The organism is Geodermatophilus sp. SYSU D00708 (genome assembly GCF_054050115.1).
The window spans coordinates 106,688-122,552 of record NZ_JBJGYS010000012.1; the positions used below are offsets into that span (position 1 = coordinate 106,688).

The window sequence follows — 15,865 nt, forward strand, 5'->3', positions numbered from 1 at the left end:
GTGCGGAGTCCGCGTCCGCCCGCAGCGCAACCCGGAACCGCCGAGGCCCCGGCCGCGTTCAGCCCGGCCTTCTAAGCTCGCCGGTCGTGACCCGTCGGATCGCCGTCCTCAGCGTCGGTGTCGTGCTGCTCGTGGTCTTCGGCGTCCTCGGCGCCGCGGTGCCGGTGCCCTACGTGGCGCAGGTGCCGGGGCCGACCTTCAACACCCTGGGCGACATCGACGGAGAGCCGGTCATCAGCGTCGAGGGCCGCGAGCGCAACGAGGTCGACGGGGAGCTGACGCTCACCACCGTCGGGGTGAGCCGCGCCGGGCTGAGCCTGGTCGAGGCGGTCAAGGGCTGGTTCGACGACGAGGTGAGCGTCGTCCCGGAGGAGTCGGTGTACCCGTCGGACCGCACCGAGGAGGAGACCCGCGAGGCCAACCGGCAGGCGTTCCTCACCTCCGAGGAGGCGGCCGAGGCCGTGGCGCTGTCGGAGCTCGGGTACCCGGTGAAGGTGGTCGTGCGGGGCCTGACCGAGGACTCGCCGTCCGACGGCGCTCTGGAGGAGGGCGACGCCATCGAGCGCGTCGACGGCCGGGCCGTCCCCGACGTGCAGACCCTGGACGAGGTCCTGGCCTCGATCCCCGCAGGCTCGTCGGTCGCGGTCGACTACACCCGCCTGGGCCGGCCCGGGACGGCGACGGTCACCACGCGGGCCGCGGAGGACGACGGGGGCTCGCTGCTCGGCGTGCTCGTCCGCGAGCAGCCGTCGGCGCCGTTCGACGTCGACATCCGCATCGAGGACGTCGGCGGCCCCTCGGCCGGGCTGATGCTCAGCCTGGGGATCCTCGACCTGGTCGGGGACACCGACCTGACCGGCGGGGCCCTGGTGGCCGGGACCGGGACGATCGACGCCGACGGCGACGTCGGCCCGATCGGCGGGGTCCAGCTCAAGATGGTCGCCGCCTCGGAGATCGGCGCCGAGCTGTTCCTGGTGCCCGCCGACAACTGCGCCGACGCGCTGGCCGCGCCCCAGGAGGGTCTCCTCACGGCCCGGGTGGCCACCCTGGACGACGCCCTCGAGGCGCTGGCCGACTTCCGCGCCGGGCGGACACCGGAACCCTGCTGAGCGCGCCCCGGCGACACAGGCGGCGTGCGGTGGGGGAAGCTGTCCGCGACAGCGGGGAACGGGAACCCGGCGCGGTCCCGCGCGTTGATCTGGGTTGACCGGATCGGTGCCGGGAGGCCCGTGCCGGTCATCCCGGCGACCCGCCGTCGGGACGTCCGTGGCTGCCCGCCACGACCGCAACTGAAGGAGACCGCTCGTGGCCATGCGGCCCCCCGTGTCCGTGCCGACGCTGTCGCGGCGCGCGAAGGTGGTCATCGGGGCCATCGCCGTGCTGCTGGTGCTGTTCACGGCCATCGGGACCTTGACCAACGTCTACGTCGACTACCTGTGGTTCGACGAGACCGGCTACACCGAGGTCTTCTGGACCGAGCTGCAGACCCGCGCGCTGCTGTTCGCCGTGGCCGGTGTGGCCACCGGGGGCCTGACCGCCCTCGCGATCTACCTCGCCTACCGGTTCCGCCCCACGTTCCGGCCGATGTCGCTGGAGCAGCAGAACCTGGAGCGCTACCGGCAGTCGCTGGAGCCGCGCCGCACCCTGGTGCTGACCGCGGTCGCCGTCGTCCTCGGCCTGTTCGCCGGGTTCACCGCCCAGGGCAACTGGGAGACCTGGCTGACCTTCCGCAACGCGACCGACTTCGGCCGGACCGACCCGCAGTTCGGGTTGGACCTCTCGTTCTTCGTCTTCGACTACCCCTTCTACCGGCTGCTGCTCGGCTTCGGCTTCGCCATCGTGCTGCTCGCGTTGATCGGCTCGCTGCTCACCCACTACGTGTTCGGCGGGCTGCGGCTGCAGACGCCGGGGCAGAAGCTGACGTCGGCGGCGATGATCCAGCTGTCGGTGCTACTCGGGCTGTTCGTGGCGCTCAAGGCGGTGGCCTACTGGCTGGACCGCTACGGGCTGGTCTACTCCGACCGCGGCGAGCTGTTCAACGGCGCCAGCTACACCGACGTCAACGCGCTGCTCCCGGCCAAGACGATCCTCGTGTTCGCCGCGGCGGTCTGCGCCGTCGCGTTCTTCGCCAACGTCGTCGTCCGCAACTTCCGGCTGCCGGCCGCCGCCCTGGTGCTGCTGCTGCTGTCCAGCCTGGTGATCGGCGTGGCCTACCCGGCGATCGTGCAGCAGTTCGTCGTCCGGCCCAGCGCCGACCAGCGGGAGTCGGACTACATCGAGCGGGCCATCGCCTCTACGCGCGACGCCTACGACCTCTCCGACGTGGAGTACGTCGACTACGCGCAGGACAGCACCGGCGAGTCGGTCGACACCGCGGCGGCGCAGGCGGAGTTGCGCAACGACACGCAGACCATCCCGAACGCCCGGCTGCTGGACCCCAACGTCCTGGCCGACACGTTCACCGCGCGCCAGCAGATCCGCAACGTGTACGGCTTCCCCGAGAAGCTCGACATCGACCGGTACACGCTCGACGGCGAGACCCGGGACTACGTCGTCGCCGCGCGCGAGCTGAACAGCGACGCGCTCTCCGAGAACCAGGACACCTGGATCAACCGGCACACCGTCTACACCCACGGCAACGGGTTCGTGGCGGCGCCCGCCAACCAGGTGGTCGCCGGCCAGGAGGGCGGCGAGCCCAACTTCACCACCCGGGACCTGCCGACGGTCGGCAACATCGAGGTCGAGCAGCCGCGGATCTACTACGGCGAGCTGATCGGCAACGACAACTACTCGGTCGTCGGCGCGCCCGAGGGCGCCACGCCGCGGGAGTTCGACCAGCCCGAGGACGGGTCGGACGAGGGCCAGATCAACAACACCTACACCGGCGAGGGCGGCGTCGCGATCGGCAGCTTCTTCCGGCAGCTGACCTTCGCCATCTACTACCGGGAGCGCAACTTCCTGCTCTCCAGCGCGGTCAACGACGCGTCGAAGGTGCTCTACGTGCGCGACCCGCGGGACCGCGTGGAGAAGGCCGCGCCGTTCCTCGAGGTGGACGGCGACCCCTACCCGGCGGTGATCGACGGCCGGATCCAGTGGATCCTCGACGGCTACACGACCTCGGACTCCTACCCGTACTCCGAGTCGATGGAGCTCGGCGAGGCCGCCACCGACGCGCTCACCGGCACCGGGACGACGGCCCTGCCCAACGAGCAGTTCAACTACATCCGCAACTCCGTCAAGGCCACCGTGGACGCCTACGACGGCACGGTGACCCTGTACCAGTGGGACGTCGACGACCCGGTCCTGAAGACCTACATGAAGGCGTTCCCCGGCGTCGTCGAGCCGCGCGACCGGATGTCCGACGAGCTGGTCAGCCACGTGCGCTACCCGGAGGACCTGTTCAAGCTGCAGCGGGACATCCTGACCCGCTACCACGTCAGCGACCCGGTCGACTTCTACAACCAGAACGACCGCTGGCAGGTGCCGGCCGACCCGACGCAGGACACCCAGGAGGCGCAGCCGCCGTACTACATCCTGGCCCAGCGGCCCGGTGACGAGCAGGCGAGCTTCCAGCTCACCAGCGCGCTCAACGCCTTCCGCCGGGAGAACCTCTCCTCGTTCATCTCCGCGTCCAGCGACCCGGCGACCTACGGGGAGATCCAGGTGCTGCGGCTGCCGGGCAACACGCCCTTCCGCGGGCCGCAGCAGGTGCAGCAGTCCTTCAACACCAACGACCAGGTCCGGCCCGACGTGACCCTGTTCAACAGCCAGGAGTCGCGGGCGGTGTTCGGCAACCTGCTGACCCTGCCGATCGGCGGCGACGGTCTGCTCTACGTGCAGCCGCTCTACGTCGAGGGCACCGGCGACAACTCCTTCCCGCTGCTGCGGAAGGTGCTGGTCAACTACGGCGGACGGGTGGGCTACGCCAACACCCTCGCCGAGGCCCTCGACCAGGTCTTCGGTGCCGGGGCGGGGGAGTCGGCGACCGACAGCGACGGGACGTCGGAGGAGCCGGCGACGCCGAGCCCCTCGCCGTCCACCACGCCGGCGCCCACGACTCCGCCGGCACCCCCGGCGGACGGCGGGACGGCGAACACCCCCGAGCTCCAGTCGGCCGTGGACGCGATCAACTCCGCGCTGCAGGCGCTCGAGAACGCGCAGCGCTCGGGTGACTTCGCGGCGCAGGGCCAGGCGCTGGCGGACCTGCAGGCGGCGGTGGACGCCTACCAGTCGGCACAGGCGGCGTCCGGCGGCGGGTGACGGCCTCGGGCCGGGACGGCGCGGATGCGCCGTCCCGGCCTGTGGTGGGGCCCACCCCGGGGCCGCGTGCACACCGCCGCGGAGGAGGGGTATGGTGGTCTCACCGACGCGGGGTGGAGCAGCTCGGTAGCTCGCTGGGCTCATAACCCAGAGGTCGCAGGTTCGAATCCTGCCCCCGCTACAGATGGCAGGGGCCCTCACAGGAACTGTGAGGGCCCCTGCCGCGTCTGCGGAGGGCCTGCACCGCGCGTGGTCGCCGGAGGGGCGCGGTCGGTGGCCTAGCGTGGCGGGACGATGACCGGTGCAACGACCCCGGCCGCACTGCTGCTCGCGGCGGCCCTCGAAGTCGGCTACGCGGGCTCGCCGGTGTGTGCGCCGGTCGACGTCTGCGTGCAGCCGGGACGGGCGCTGGGACTGGTCGGGGCCAACGGTGCGGGCAAGTCCACGCTGCTGCAGACGCTCGTCGGGCTCCTCGAGCCGCTGGCCGGGACCGTCGCCTTCGCCGGCCGGGAGGTGGACGAGCGGCGGGCCGACTTCCGCCGCGACGTGGCCTCCGTGCTCGACGACGACGCCTTCTTCCCGTCCCTGACCGGCCGGGAGCACCTGCTGCTCACCGCCCGGGGCCACGGCGTGCGGGACCCGGAGGCGGTGGTGGACGCCGAGGTGGTGGCGTTCGGGCTGGCCGACCGGATCGACGCGCTGCCCTCCCAGCTCTCCTCCGGGCAGCGCCGCCGGCTGGCGCTGGCCGCGGCCTTCGTCCGGCCGGCCCGGCTGGTGGTGCTCGACGAGCCCGAGCGCCGGCTCGATGCGGGCATGCGGGCCCGGCTGGCCGAGCGGCTGGCCCGGCACCGGGACGAGGGGGCCGCGGTCGTCTTCGCCTGCCACGACGCCGAGTTCCTCCGCGCCGTGGCCGACGAGGTCCTCCTCCTCGACGACGAGGTCTGTCGCCGGCTCGACCCGGCCGCCGCTGCCGACGTCCTGCCGACGCTGTGACCGAGGCGCCCTCCGTCCTCGCCGTCCGCGAGGCCGAGCTCTCGGGCGCCGCGGTGCGGCGGCTCACCCGGCGGGCCACGGCCGCACGGGCGGACACCACGCTGGCCGCCCGGTTGGGCGAGGCCTGGAGTTCCCTGGTCTCGGTCGCGATCGGGGTCGCGGTCCTGGCCGGGGCGGTGGCCTCCCTGCGGGAGCGGATCTCGCTGGCCGGGGCCCCGGTCACCCCGCCCGTGCTGCCGCCCGGGATCGTCGCGGCGGCTGCCGCCCTGCTGGCCGTGGCCGGGCTGGTCGTGTGCCTGGACCGGCTGGGACCGGTGAGCAGCACCCCCGCGGCGGCCGCCTGGTGGCTGCCGCTGCCGGCCGGCCGCCGGGATCTGCTGCGCGGGGAGCTGTTCCGGGTCACCGCGGCCGTGGTCGGCACCGCCGTGATGCCGGCGTTGCCGCTGGCGCTGACGCTGACCGACGCCCCCTCGGTCGGGGGTGTGGCCGCCGTGCTGGCCGGGACGGCGGGGAGCGCGGCGGCCCTGGTGGCGGCCGCGGCCCTCAACCAGACCCGCGGAGGCAGCGGCCGGCTGGCGCCCGTGGCCGGCGCCGTGGCCGTCGGGGTAGCCGTCGCGGCGGTCGGCGGGGTCACCGTCCTCGCGCTGACCGGCGGGAACGTCGTCCTCTCCCTCCCCGGCGCACCGGTCGGCTGGGCACTCCTGCCGGCCGCCGTCGCCGTCCTCCTGCTGGCCGGCGCGGTCGCCGGACTCGACCGGCTGGGTGCCGCGCAGCTGCGGGCGCTCGGCGCGACGTCGCAGTACGCCGCCGTCTCGGCCGTCTCGCTCGACACCCGCGAACTCGGCCGGGCCCTCGCCGGCCGAAGGGTCCGGGCGCCGCGGCGCGGCCGGCGCTTCGCGCGCGTCTCCGGCGCCTGGCAGGCGGTGGTCGCCGCCGACTGCACCGCCCTGACCCGCTCACCCTGGCACCTGGGTCAGGCGTCGGTCGCGGTCGCCGTCCCCGTCCTGGTGGCCCGGACCGACGGGCTCGGGTCCCTGCCGCTGGCCGTGTGGCCGGCCTGCGTGGCGGGGTGGGCGCTCGCGGCCGTCGCAGCCGGGCACCCGGCCCGCCAGGCACACGCCTCTCCCGGGCTCGACCGCCTGCTCCCGCTGTCGACCGCTGCGGTCACGGTCGCGCGTGCCGTGGTGCCGCTGGTCCTGCTCATAGTGGTCACGACGCTGACCGGGCTGCTGATCGGCGTGGCGAGCGGCGCGCCGGCGCTGTGGACCGGCGTGTGCGCGGCCACGGCTCCGGCCTGGGCCGCGGCCGCCCTGCGCGGCGCGTTCCGCGCGGAGATCGACTGGTCCGGGCCGGTCGTCTCCACCCCGATGGGCGTGGTCCCCGCCGGTGTGGGCGCGACCCTCGTGCAGGGGATCGACGTCGGGATCGTCGGCAGCCTCCCGGTCGCCGTGGCCCTCGTCACGGGTGGGCCGACCCCGCTCCTGGTGGCGGTCCAGCTCCTCTGGTCGGTGCTGCTGTGCGCCGGCGCCCTGGCCGCCGTGGCCCACCGCCGCAGCCGGACCGGCTGACCACCGGTAGAGCGACGGCGGGCCGGCGCTGCGCGGGGTCGGTCACGGCGCCCGGAACAGCTGCGCCGACGTCGCCGGACCAGCGTTCGCGGTGACGACCTCGGCGAGGGTGACCTCGTGGCTGACGCCGTACTGGCCGGCGATCCGGTCCAGTTCGGGGTCGTTGCCGTAGAAGTACCGGTCACCGTCGCGCAGCGCGGTGAACTGGCGCACCCACAGCGCGGTCTGGAGCTCGCCGAGGTCGGAGCCCGGCAGGTGCGGCTCGGACACCATCCCGGTGAAGGCGTCGACGGCGTCCACCTGTCCGTAGACGGCCTCCAGGCGCGCGGCGGTGCTGGTGCGGCGGGTCCCGGACACCGCGCTGTCGTCGGCCTCCGGCGTGCCCGGCGTGAGCGTCGTCCCGTCGGCGTCGACCAGCTCGGTGAACTCCAGACTGCGCGGGTCGTCCATCGACACGTCGGCCGGCGGCTCCGCCGAGGGCTCACCGGTGATCCCGCCGAACTGCTCGACGGGCTCGAGACCGAGCGCTTCGCGGAGGGCGGTGTACCCGGGGATGCCGTGGTCGCGTCCGCGCAGCACGTCGATCGCACCCAGGTCGGTGAGCGTCGAGAAGCAGTTCGGCGATTCGGCGGGCTCGGCGCAACCGGCGGGGTCCACCCCCGGCTGCGGGACCTGGAACAGCACGCTGCGCAGGGCGTCGTCGATCTGCTCGTCGTTGCGGTACTGCACCTCCGAGAAGCTGGCGAACAGGTGGTCCAGACCGACCGACCGGATGAGCTGGGGGTTGCCGAACGCGACGCCGAGCGGGATGGCGATGCCCAGGCCGTCGTCCTCCGCCGCCACCTGCACCCCGGCCGCGGCCAGCTCGCTGAGCACCTCGTCCGGCAGCGCGCCCGCGGGCAGGTCCACCTCGAACTCGCCGTGCACCATGCTGTGGCCGCGGAAGCCGGTGGTGGCGAACTCGTTGGTCAGCGCCGGGTCCACCGTCGGGTCGTAGCCCCGGTAGGGCGGAAGATCGACGCCCAGGGCCGGCAGGAACTCGGTGTAGGTGATGTGGGCGATCTCCGCGCCGACCACCCGCCGGGCGATCTCGAACCGCTCGTCGTCCGACAGCCCGGCCGGCAGGCGGTCGACGATCCGGTTGTGCTCGCGCGCGAACAGCGTGTGCAGGGCGGTGAGGGCGACGTTCTCGTTGGCCCGCACATCACCGGTGACGACCGCCGAGGCCGGGTTGCCGTGCTGTGTCGAGAACAGGTCCATCGGCGGGGCGTTGCTCGTGTCCCCGCGCGCGTCGGCGTGGGGCAGGAACCCGTCGGGCAGCAGCAGGTGCGCCCCGTCGCGGAGCCAGGCCAGCCGGTCCGCGGTCGTCCCGTACACCTGGGAGCCGTCGAGGAAACTGCTCACGGTGTTGACCTGCTCGCGGGGCACGGCCCCCGTCCCGGTCCCCGGGACGGCGGGGGTGCGGGCGAAGCCCAGGTCCGGGCGGTCGGAGGCGAAGCCCTCCAGCGGGTCCGCGCCGTCATGGGGGAGGGCCAGGGGTTCTGCGTGCCGCGTGTCCCGCAGCCCCATGTCGTGGTCGATGAACTGCGCCCACACCCAGCCCCACTGCGTCACGCCGTTCTCGGAGAACAGGTTCTGCCCCGTGTCGTTGAAGACGCGGTTGCTGATCCAGCGCGCCGGTGGCCCGGCCGCGGGCTCACCCAGGCCGTCGGCGTACGCCGGCGCAGCGACCCGCAGGTACGGCGTCCCGGCGCGGCCCCAGTCCGCGTTGGCCAGGTTGTTGCCGCTGCCGTCGAGGCTGCGCGGTGCGGCCGGTGACTCTCCGCGCAGCGAGCCCTCCGTGGCCGCGGCCCCGATCGGCGTCACGAAGGTGACACCGGCGACGAGCGCAGCACAGCAGAGCCCAGGTCGTTTCAGCATGTCCCGCTCCAGCGGTTGGTCCGGGAGCGGGCGCCGTCCGGCGCGGAACTCCCTCGGTCGGCGAGTGCTCTCGCCGGGGGCCGACGGTGATCTCGCCGGTGCTCGGCGCCGACGCTCGTCCCCGACCGCGTCCCCGGCAACTCGGACCGGGCAGTCCGGGCGGACTCAGCGCACCGACCAGCGGACCGCACGCCGAGCGATCGGTCTGCGGGGGCGCCGCGCTGCGTCCGGTCACCGGACGTCCGTCGTCCGGTCCGGGTGATGCCGGACGGCGCAGTCAGGGCGAGCGTGCCGGGATGGCCGCTGCCACCCCACCCGAGACGGGCACCGCACCCCGGCGGGCCGGACTGGTCCTCGTCTCGCTGATCCTCGTGGCCGCGGTGGCCAACCTGAACCTCTCGGTGGCCAACGTGGCGCTGCCGTCGATCGGCCGGCAGTTCGACTCCGGCCAGACGGCGCTGGACCTGATCGCGGTCGGCTACTCGCTGGGCCTGGCCTGCTCGGTGCTGTGGCTGGGCGCGCTGGGCGACCGGTACGGCCGCAAGCTGATGCTCCTCTCGGGCACCGCCCTCGCCGTCCCGATGTCGCTGCTGGCGGCCTACGCGCCCAGCGACGGGGTGCTGTTCCTGGCGCGGCTGGGCGGCGGCCTGTCAGCCGGTATGGCCTTCCCGACGACGCTGGCGCTGGTCACCGCGCTGTGGACCGGTCCCGGCCGGACGAAGGCGATCGCCCTGTGGTCCGGCGTCGGGGGCGCGATCGCGGCGCTCGGCCCGGTCTGCTCCGGGCTGCTGCTCGACTCCTTCTGGTGGGGGTCGGTCTTCCTCCTCACCCTGCCCCTGGCCGTGCTCGCCGTCGGCATGGCGTGGGTCCTGGTGCCGGCGCACGTCAACGAGGCGACCGGCGCGGTCGACAACCTCGGCGGGCTGCTGTCGCTGGTGCTCGTGGGTTCGCTGATCCTGTCGATCAACTTCGCGCCGGTGCCGAGTGCGGTTCCGCTGACGCTCGCGCTCGCCGCGATCGCGCTGGTCACGCTGGTGGCGTTCGTCGTCCGGCAGCGCCGCGCGCGCGAACCGCTGTATGACCTGGCGGTGGCCGCCCGGCCGACCTTCTGGGTGGCCGCGTGCGCCGGGGTGATCGTCTTCGGCTCGCTGATGGGCGCCATGTTCATCGGCCAGCAGTACCTGCAGAACGTGCTCGGCTACTCCACCCTCGAGGCCGGGCTGGCCATCCTGCCCGCCGCGGCGCTGATGGTGCTGGTCGCACCGCGCTCGGCGGCGCTCGTGGAGTCGCACGGCGCCCGGTTCACGCTGCTGTGCGGCTACACCTTCGTGCTGCTCGGCTTCCTCGTGATGCTGCTGCTGTGGGGCGAGGACGCCGGCTACTGGCGGGTGGGGCTCGGCTACGCCGTGATCGGGATCGGCGTCGGTCTGGCCGGCACCCCGGCGTCGCACTCGCTGACGGGATCGGTGCCGGTGCACCGCGTCGGTATGGCGTCGGGTACCGCCGACCTGCAGCGGGACCTCGGCGGGGCGATCATGCAGTCGGTCTTCGGCGCGCTGCTCACCGCCGGTTACGCCGCGGCGGCCGCCGCCGAGCTCAGCGCGTCCGGTGCGGCTGTCGCCGGCAGCGTGCAGAACGAGTTGACCAAGTCCTTCGCCAGCGCCGCGGACACCGCGCAGCGGTACCCCGCACAGGCCGACCACATCGTGGCCGCGGCCCGGACCGCCTTCCTGCAGGGCGACCAGTGGGCGTACCTGGCCGGGATCGTCGCCGTGCTGCTCGGCGCAGCGCTGGTGTTCCTGCGCTTCCCGCGGCGGGACGAGGAGCGCCGGCTGCTGGCGAGCTACCGCGCCGAGAGCTCCCCGGCGGCCGCCGCGGCCGAGGGCTCCCCGGCCGTGGTTCCACCTGCCGGTCCCGGGGGGCACCCGGCGACTGCGGACGTCCCTGAGCCGCGTACCCCTGAGGAGCCGGGCACTTCCGCCGAGCCGCGCCACCGCGGCGGCCGGCACCGACGATGACGAGGCACGTGACGGGGAGGAGTGCCGACCCCGAGCCCGCTGAGCCGGCCGACGACGCGACGCGGCCGGCCGACCAGGCATCGGACGTCCAGCGAGAGCCCGGCGTCGTCGAGGACCACCGCGACCGCCGGCGGGACCTGTGGCGGGAACGCCGCGCCTCGCGGGGGCGCAACCGGTCAGGTGGCGCTGAGCCAGTCCACGAGGCCGGAGCGGCGCGGCCGGGGGAGCGGCGCTGCCTGCTCGTGCCGGCCCCAGTCGATCAGCAGCGGGTGCCGTCCGGTGTCCTCGTCCGCCGTGGTGGGCCGCGGGTGGGGGACGGCGGCGGGGGGATTCGGGACGTCGTCCGCCGGGGGCGGGACGTCGGCCGTCGGCAGCCGCAGGTGGGCCAGGTCGGTCCAGGCGGTGTGCCGGAGACCGCCCACCACGCAGCGGACCCGCACGCGGCAGGTCCCCGTCTCGTCGAACCGCCAGCCCAGGAGCTCGCCGGGGAACCAGGCGCCGGCGTGGAAGACCTCCACCGGCTGCGGGTCGCCGACGAAGCTGCTCGTCGCCACCTCCGCCACGGGCGAGACTGTAGGTCGCGAGAGCCGCACGGAGCGTGAGGCGCGCGCGAGCGACCGGGGCCCCGCGGCGGCTCCGGGAGAGCCGTGTATGGTGGAGGTGCGACGCGGGGTGGAGCAGCTCGGTAGCTCGCTGGGCTCATAACCCAGAGGTCACAGGTTCGAATCCTGTCCCCGCTACTCCTCGGAGGGCCCGGCCACCACGGTGGCCGGGCCCTCCGTCGTCCCGCGACCGTGTTGTGCGTTCCGGTGCCTCCTCTCTAGCGTGACCGGTCACTGCTGACCGTTCGCAGGGGAGGACCCGGAACCGTGGAGGCCACCGCACCGGACACCGTCGACCCCGCCCACATCGACCTCGACGCCCTGGACCTCTCCGACCGCGACTGGTGGCTGCGCCCGCCGGCCGAGCGGTACGCCGCCTTCGCTGCGCTGCGCCGGGAGCGGCCGTTCGCCTTCTACGCCGAGCCGGAGATCCCGATGCTGCCGGCCGGCCCGGGCTACTGGGCGGTGACCCGCTACGCCGACGTCGAGGCGATCAGCTCGCAGCCGGCCGTGTTCTGCTCGGGCAGGGGAGCGGTGTCCATCCAGGACATCCCGGCCGACCTCAACGAGTTCTACGGCTCGCTGATCAGCATGGACGACCCTCGGCACGCCAAGATCCGCCGCATCGTGTCCAAGGCGTTCACCCCGCGCATGCTCGAGCGGACCGTGGACTCGGTGCGCGCCGTGGTCGACGACGTCCTGGACCGGGCCCGGCGGACGGCGGAGGCCTCCGACGGGCGGATCGACGTCGTCGCCGACCTCGCCGCGCCGATCCCGCTGCAGGTCATCTGCGACATGATGGGGATCCCCGAGGAGGACCGGCCCGGGGTGCTCTCGCGGTCCAACGTCATCCTCTCCGGCGGGGACCCCGAGCTCATCGAGAACGAGGAGGACACGCTCACCGCGTTCCTCACCGCCGGCATGGAGCTGGCCGCCCTCATGGAGCGGCTGGCCGCCGAGCGGCTGACCGACCCCCGCGAGGACCTCACCACGGCCCTGGTCACCACCGAGGTGGACGGTGAGCGGCTCTCGCACCAGGAGATCGCCTCGTTCTTCATCCTGCTGCTCGTCGCCGGCAACGAGACCACCCGCAACGCCATCTCCCAGGGCGTCCTGGCCCTCGCCGAGCACCCGGAGCAGCGCGCCCGCTGGATGGCCGACCCCGGGCTGGACCGCACCGCCGTCGAGGAGGTGGTGCGCTGGACCAGCCCGGTCACCTGGATGCGGCGCACCGCCACCCGGGACGGCGAGGTCAACGGCCACCGGTTCACCGCCGGGGACAAGTTCCTGCTGTTCTACGCCGCCGCCAACCGGGACCCCGCCGTCTTCGGCGACCCGGAGGTCCTCGACCTCGCCCGCGACCCCAACCCGCACGTCGGGTTCGGGTCGCGGGGGCCGCACTTCTGCCTGGGCGCGCACCTGGCCCGCCGGGAGATCGCGGTGACCTTCCGGGCGCTGTTCGACCAGCTGCCCGACCTGGCGGTCGACGGACCGCCGGACCGGCTGCGCTCCTCGTTCGTCAACGGCCTCAAGCGGCTGCCGGCCCGGCTGACGGGGGTGGCGTGATGCGGGTGGTCGTCGACCTCGAGCGCTGCGTCGGCTCCGGCACGTGCGAGCTGCTGGCCCCGGAGGTGTTCGAGGTCGGGGACGACGGCGTGGTCACGCTGCTGCGGCCGGAGCCGGGCGCCGACCAGCTCGCCGCCGTCCGGGACGCCGTCGCCCAGTGCCCGACCCAGGCGCTCTCCCTGGCCGACTGAGTCGCAGCGGGGTGCGGCAGTCCAGGTCCCCTGCACTGCCGCACTCCGTTCAGCCGAGCGCCTGCTCCAGGTCGGCCAGGAGGTCCTCGACGTCCTCGATGCCGACCGACAGGCGCACCAGGTCGCCGGGCACCTCCAGCGGCGAGCCGGCGGCGCTCGCGTGGGTCATCCGCGCCGGGTGTTCGATGAGCGACTCCACGCCGCCGAGGGACTCCGCGAGGGTGAACACCCGCGCCCGCTCGCACACCCGCAGGGCGGCGTCCTCCCCGCCGGCCAGCCGGAACGACAGCATCCCGCCGAAACCGGACATCTGCTTCGCGGCGATGTCGTGGCCGGGGTGGTCCGGCAGCCCCGGGTAGAGCACGGAGGTGACGGCGTCGGAGCCGAGCAGGAACTCCGCGACCCGGGCGGCGTTGGCCTGGTGCCGGTCCATCCGGACGCCGAGGGTCTTGATGCCGCGCAGCACCAGCCAGGAGTCGAACGGGCCGGCCACGGCGCCCATCGCGTTGTGGTGGAAGGCCAGCCGCTCGGCGAGGTCGGCGTCGTCCCCGACCACGAGCGCGCCGCCGACGACGTCGGAGTGCCCGCCGAGGTACTTGGTCGTGGAGTGCACGACGACGTCCGCCCCGAGCGTCAGCGGCTGCTGCAGGTAGGGCGAGGCGAAGGTGTTGTCGACGACGAGCAGCGCCCCGGCCTCGTGCGCGACCTCGGCCAGCAGCGCGATGTCGGCGATGTTGAGCAGCGGGTTGGTCGGCGTCTCGCACCAGACCACCCGCGTCGTGGGCCGGATCGCCGCCCGCAGCGCGTCGACGTCGTTGAGGTCGGCCGGCGTGTGCTCCACCCCCCAGCGCGAGGCGACCTTCGAGATGAGTCGGAAGGTGCCGCCGTAGGCGTCCCCGCCCAGCACGACGTGGCTGCCCGGTTCGCAGACCGTCCGCAGCAGGGTGTCCTCGGCGGCCAGGCCGGAGGCGAAGGCCAGCCCGTGCCGGCCCTGCTCGAGCGCGGCCAGGGCCTCCTGCAGCGCCGTCCGGGTCGGGTTGCCGCTGCGGCTGTACTCGTAGCCCCCGCGCAGCCCGCCGACGCCGTCCTGCTTGTAGGTCGTCGTCAGGTGCACCGGGACGATCACCGCACCGGTCGCGGGGTCCGGGTCCTGCCCGGCGTGGATGGCGCGGGTGTTGAAGCCGGTCACAGGGCCTCCTCGCTGGCGCTCGTCGGCTCCGAGACCGGCGCCGGCTCTGTCATCGGTGACCTCGCGAGCTCGGTCACTGTGCCCCGACCGTAGGCGCGAGCCCCGCCAGGTGGCCGAGCACGTCCTGGCGGGTGACCACACCCGCCGGCTTGCCGTCCTCGTGCACCAGCAGCGCGTCGGCCTCGCCGAGGGCGGCCACCGCGGCGCTCACCGGCTCGCCGGAGCCGATGATCGGCAGCGGCCGGGACATGTGCCGCTCGACCCGGTCGGACAGGCTCGCCCGCCCGGCGAACAGCGCGTCGAGCAGCGCCTTCTCCGACACCGACCCCACCACCTCGCCGGCGGTCACCGGCGGCTCGGCCCGCACGACGGGCAGCTGGCTGACGCCGTACTCGCGGAGGATGTCGATCGCCTCGCGGACCGTCTCGTTGGGGTGGGTGTGCACCAGCTGGGGAGTGGCGCCGGACTTCGCGGCGAGCAGCTCGCCGACGCTCTCCCCGCCGGACTCCTCGAGGAAGCCGTAGTCGGCCATCCACTCGTCGTTGAAGATCTTGTTCAGGTAGCCGCGGCCGCCGTCGGGCAGCAGGACGACGAGGACGTCGTCCGCCGTCAGCCGCTCGGCGGCGCGCAGCGCGGCGACGACCGCCATCCCGCACGAGCCGCCGACGAGCATCCCCTCCTCACGGGCCAGCCGGCGGGTCATCGCGAAGGACTCCGCGTCGCTGACGGCGATGATCTCGTCGGCGACGGTGCGGTCGTAGGCGGGTGGCCAGAAGTCCTCGCCGACGCCCTCCACCAGGTAGGGCCGGCCGGTGCCGCCGGAGTAGACCGAGCCCTCGGGGTCGGCGCCCACCACCCGCACCCGCCCTCCGGAGGCCTCCTTGAGGTAGCGGCCGGTGCCGCTGATCGTCCCGCCGGTGCCGACGCCGGTGACGAAGCAGGTGACCCGGCCCTCGGTCTGCGCCCAGATCTCCGGGCCGGTGGTCTCGTAGTGCGACTGCGGGTTGGCCGGGTTGGAGTACTGGTCGGGCTTCCACCCGCCGGGCAGCTCGCGGGCCAGCCGGTCGGACACCGAGTAGTACGAGCGCGGGTCGGCCGGGTCGACGGCGGTGGGGCACACGTGCACCTCGGCCCCGTAGGCCTTGAGCACGTTGATCTTCTCCTGGCCGACCTTGTCCGGGCAGACGAAGACGCAGCGGTAGCCGCGCTGCTGGGCGACCAGGGCCAGGCCGATGCCGGTGTTGCCGCTGGTCGGCTCCACGATGGTGCCGCCCGGGCGCAGCGCTCCGCTGGCCTCGGCGGCGTCGACCATGCGGACGGCGATCCGGTCCTTCACCGACCCGCCGGGGTTGAGGTACTCGACCTTGGCCAGCACCAGCGGCGCGTCCGGCCCCAGGTCCCGGGTGACGGAGGTCAGCCGCACGAGCGGGGTGTTGCCGACCAGGTCGACGACGGACTCGGCGTAGTGCACGGGGCCCTCCCAGGCGGCCGGCCGGTCGCCGGCCCGTCGCCGTCCATCCCACCAGACGGGAGGCGCCCGCGCGGGGTGTCGTCGGGC

Annotated in this window: 11 protein-coding genes and 2 tRNA genes; 9 read left to right on the plus strand and 4 right to left on the minus strand. The window is 74.0% G+C overall.

Annotated features, from left to right (window positions below; all coding sequences use genetic code 11):
• The first annotated feature begins 86 nt into the window (after nt 1–86).
• The 5 genes from ACI79D_RS12230 (at nt 87) to ACI79D_RS12250 (ending at nt 6,821) form a co-directional block, all read left to right on the plus strand.
• The gene (locus ACI79D_RS12230; RefSeq protein WP_456918684.1) at nt 87–1,109 is read left to right on the plus strand and encodes a YlbL family protein; all 1,023 of its coding nucleotides are present in this window, start codon (nt 87–89) and stop codon (nt 1,107–1,109) included.
• 202 nt (nt 1,110–1,311) lie between these two features.
• Nucleotides 1,312–4,260, plus strand: a complete 2,949-nt coding sequence (locus ACI79D_RS12235) for a UPF0182 family membrane protein (RefSeq protein WP_456918685.1) — start codon at nt 1,312–1,314, stop codon at nt 4,258–4,260.
• A gap of 107 nt (nt 4,261–4,367) precedes the next feature.
• Nucleotides 4,368–4,441 (plus strand) — tRNA-Met (locus ACI79D_RS12240).
• Nucleotides 4,442–4,554: 113 nt separating this feature from the next.
• Nucleotides 4,555–5,253: an ABC transporter ATP-binding protein gene (locus ACI79D_RS12245; protein WP_456918686.1), complete on the plus strand. Its 699-nt coding sequence runs from the start codon at nt 4,555–4,557 to the stop codon at nt 5,251–5,253.
• Nucleotides 5,250–6,821 (plus strand): DUF6297 family protein, encoded by a 1,572-nt coding sequence (locus ACI79D_RS12250; RefSeq protein ID WP_456918687.1) that lies wholly within the window; start codon nt 5,250–5,252, stop codon nt 6,819–6,821. The genes ACI79D_RS12245 and ACI79D_RS12250 overlap by 4 nt, the downstream gene beginning before the upstream one ends.
• 42 nt (nt 6,822–6,863) lie before the next feature.
• On the opposite strand, the gene ACI79D_RS12255 is transcribed toward ACI79D_RS12250, so the two are convergent.
• Nucleotides 6,864–8,741, minus strand: coding sequence for a peroxidase family protein (locus ACI79D_RS12255; protein WP_456918688.1), 1,878 nt, complete (start codon nt 8,739–8,741; stop codon nt 6,864–6,866).
• Nucleotides 8,742–9,037: 296 nt separating this feature from the next.
• Between ACI79D_RS12255 and ACI79D_RS12260 the strand changes: the two genes are divergently transcribed.
• The gene (locus ACI79D_RS12260) at nt 9,038–10,759 is read left to right on the plus strand and encodes an MFS transporter (RefSeq protein ID WP_456918689.1); all 1,722 of its coding nucleotides are present in this window, start codon (nt 9,038–9,040) and stop codon (nt 10,757–10,759) included.
• A 176-nt stretch (nt 10,760–10,935) separates the two neighbouring features.
• Here the strand turns inward: ACI79D_RS12260 and ACI79D_RS12265 are convergent, their stop codons facing one another.
• On the minus strand, nt 10,936–11,322 hold the full coding sequence (locus ACI79D_RS12265; protein ID WP_456918690.1) for a hypothetical protein: 387 nt from the start codon (nt 11,320–11,322) through the stop codon (nt 10,936–10,938).
• A 103-nt stretch (nt 11,323–11,425) separates the two neighbouring features.
• Here ACI79D_RS12265 and ACI79D_RS12270 point away from each other — a divergent pair.
• The 3 genes from ACI79D_RS12270 (at nt 11,426) to ACI79D_RS12280 (ending at nt 13,118) form a co-directional block, all read left to right on the plus strand.
• Nucleotides 11,426–11,499, plus strand: a tRNA-Met gene (locus tag ACI79D_RS12270).
• A 129-nt stretch (nt 11,500–11,628) separates the two neighbouring features.
• Nucleotides 11,629–12,927, plus strand: coding sequence for a cytochrome P450 (locus ACI79D_RS12275; RefSeq protein WP_456918691.1), 1,299 nt, complete (start codon nt 11,629–11,631; stop codon nt 12,925–12,927).
• A complete protein-coding gene (locus tag ACI79D_RS12280; protein WP_456918692.1) occupies nt 12,927–13,118 on the plus strand; it encodes a ferredoxin in 192 nt (63 codons plus the stop codon). The genes ACI79D_RS12275 and ACI79D_RS12280 overlap by 1 nt, the downstream gene beginning before the upstream one ends.
• A gap of 49 nt (nt 13,119–13,167) precedes the next feature.
• Here the strand turns inward: ACI79D_RS12280 and ACI79D_RS12285 are convergent, their stop codons facing one another.
• Entirely contained in the window at nt 13,168–14,307 is a 1,140-nt protein-coding gene (locus ACI79D_RS12285; RefSeq protein WP_456918693.1) for a cystathionine gamma-synthase, read from the minus strand.
• 73 nt (nt 14,308–14,380) lie between these two features.
• Nucleotides 14,381–15,778 carry a cystathionine beta-synthase gene (locus tag ACI79D_RS12290; RefSeq protein ID WP_456918694.1) on the minus strand — a complete coding sequence of 466 codons (1,398 nt, stop codon included), beginning with the start codon at nt 15,776–15,778 and terminating at the stop codon, nt 14,381–14,383.
• Nucleotides 15,779–15,865: the final 87 nt, after the last annotated feature.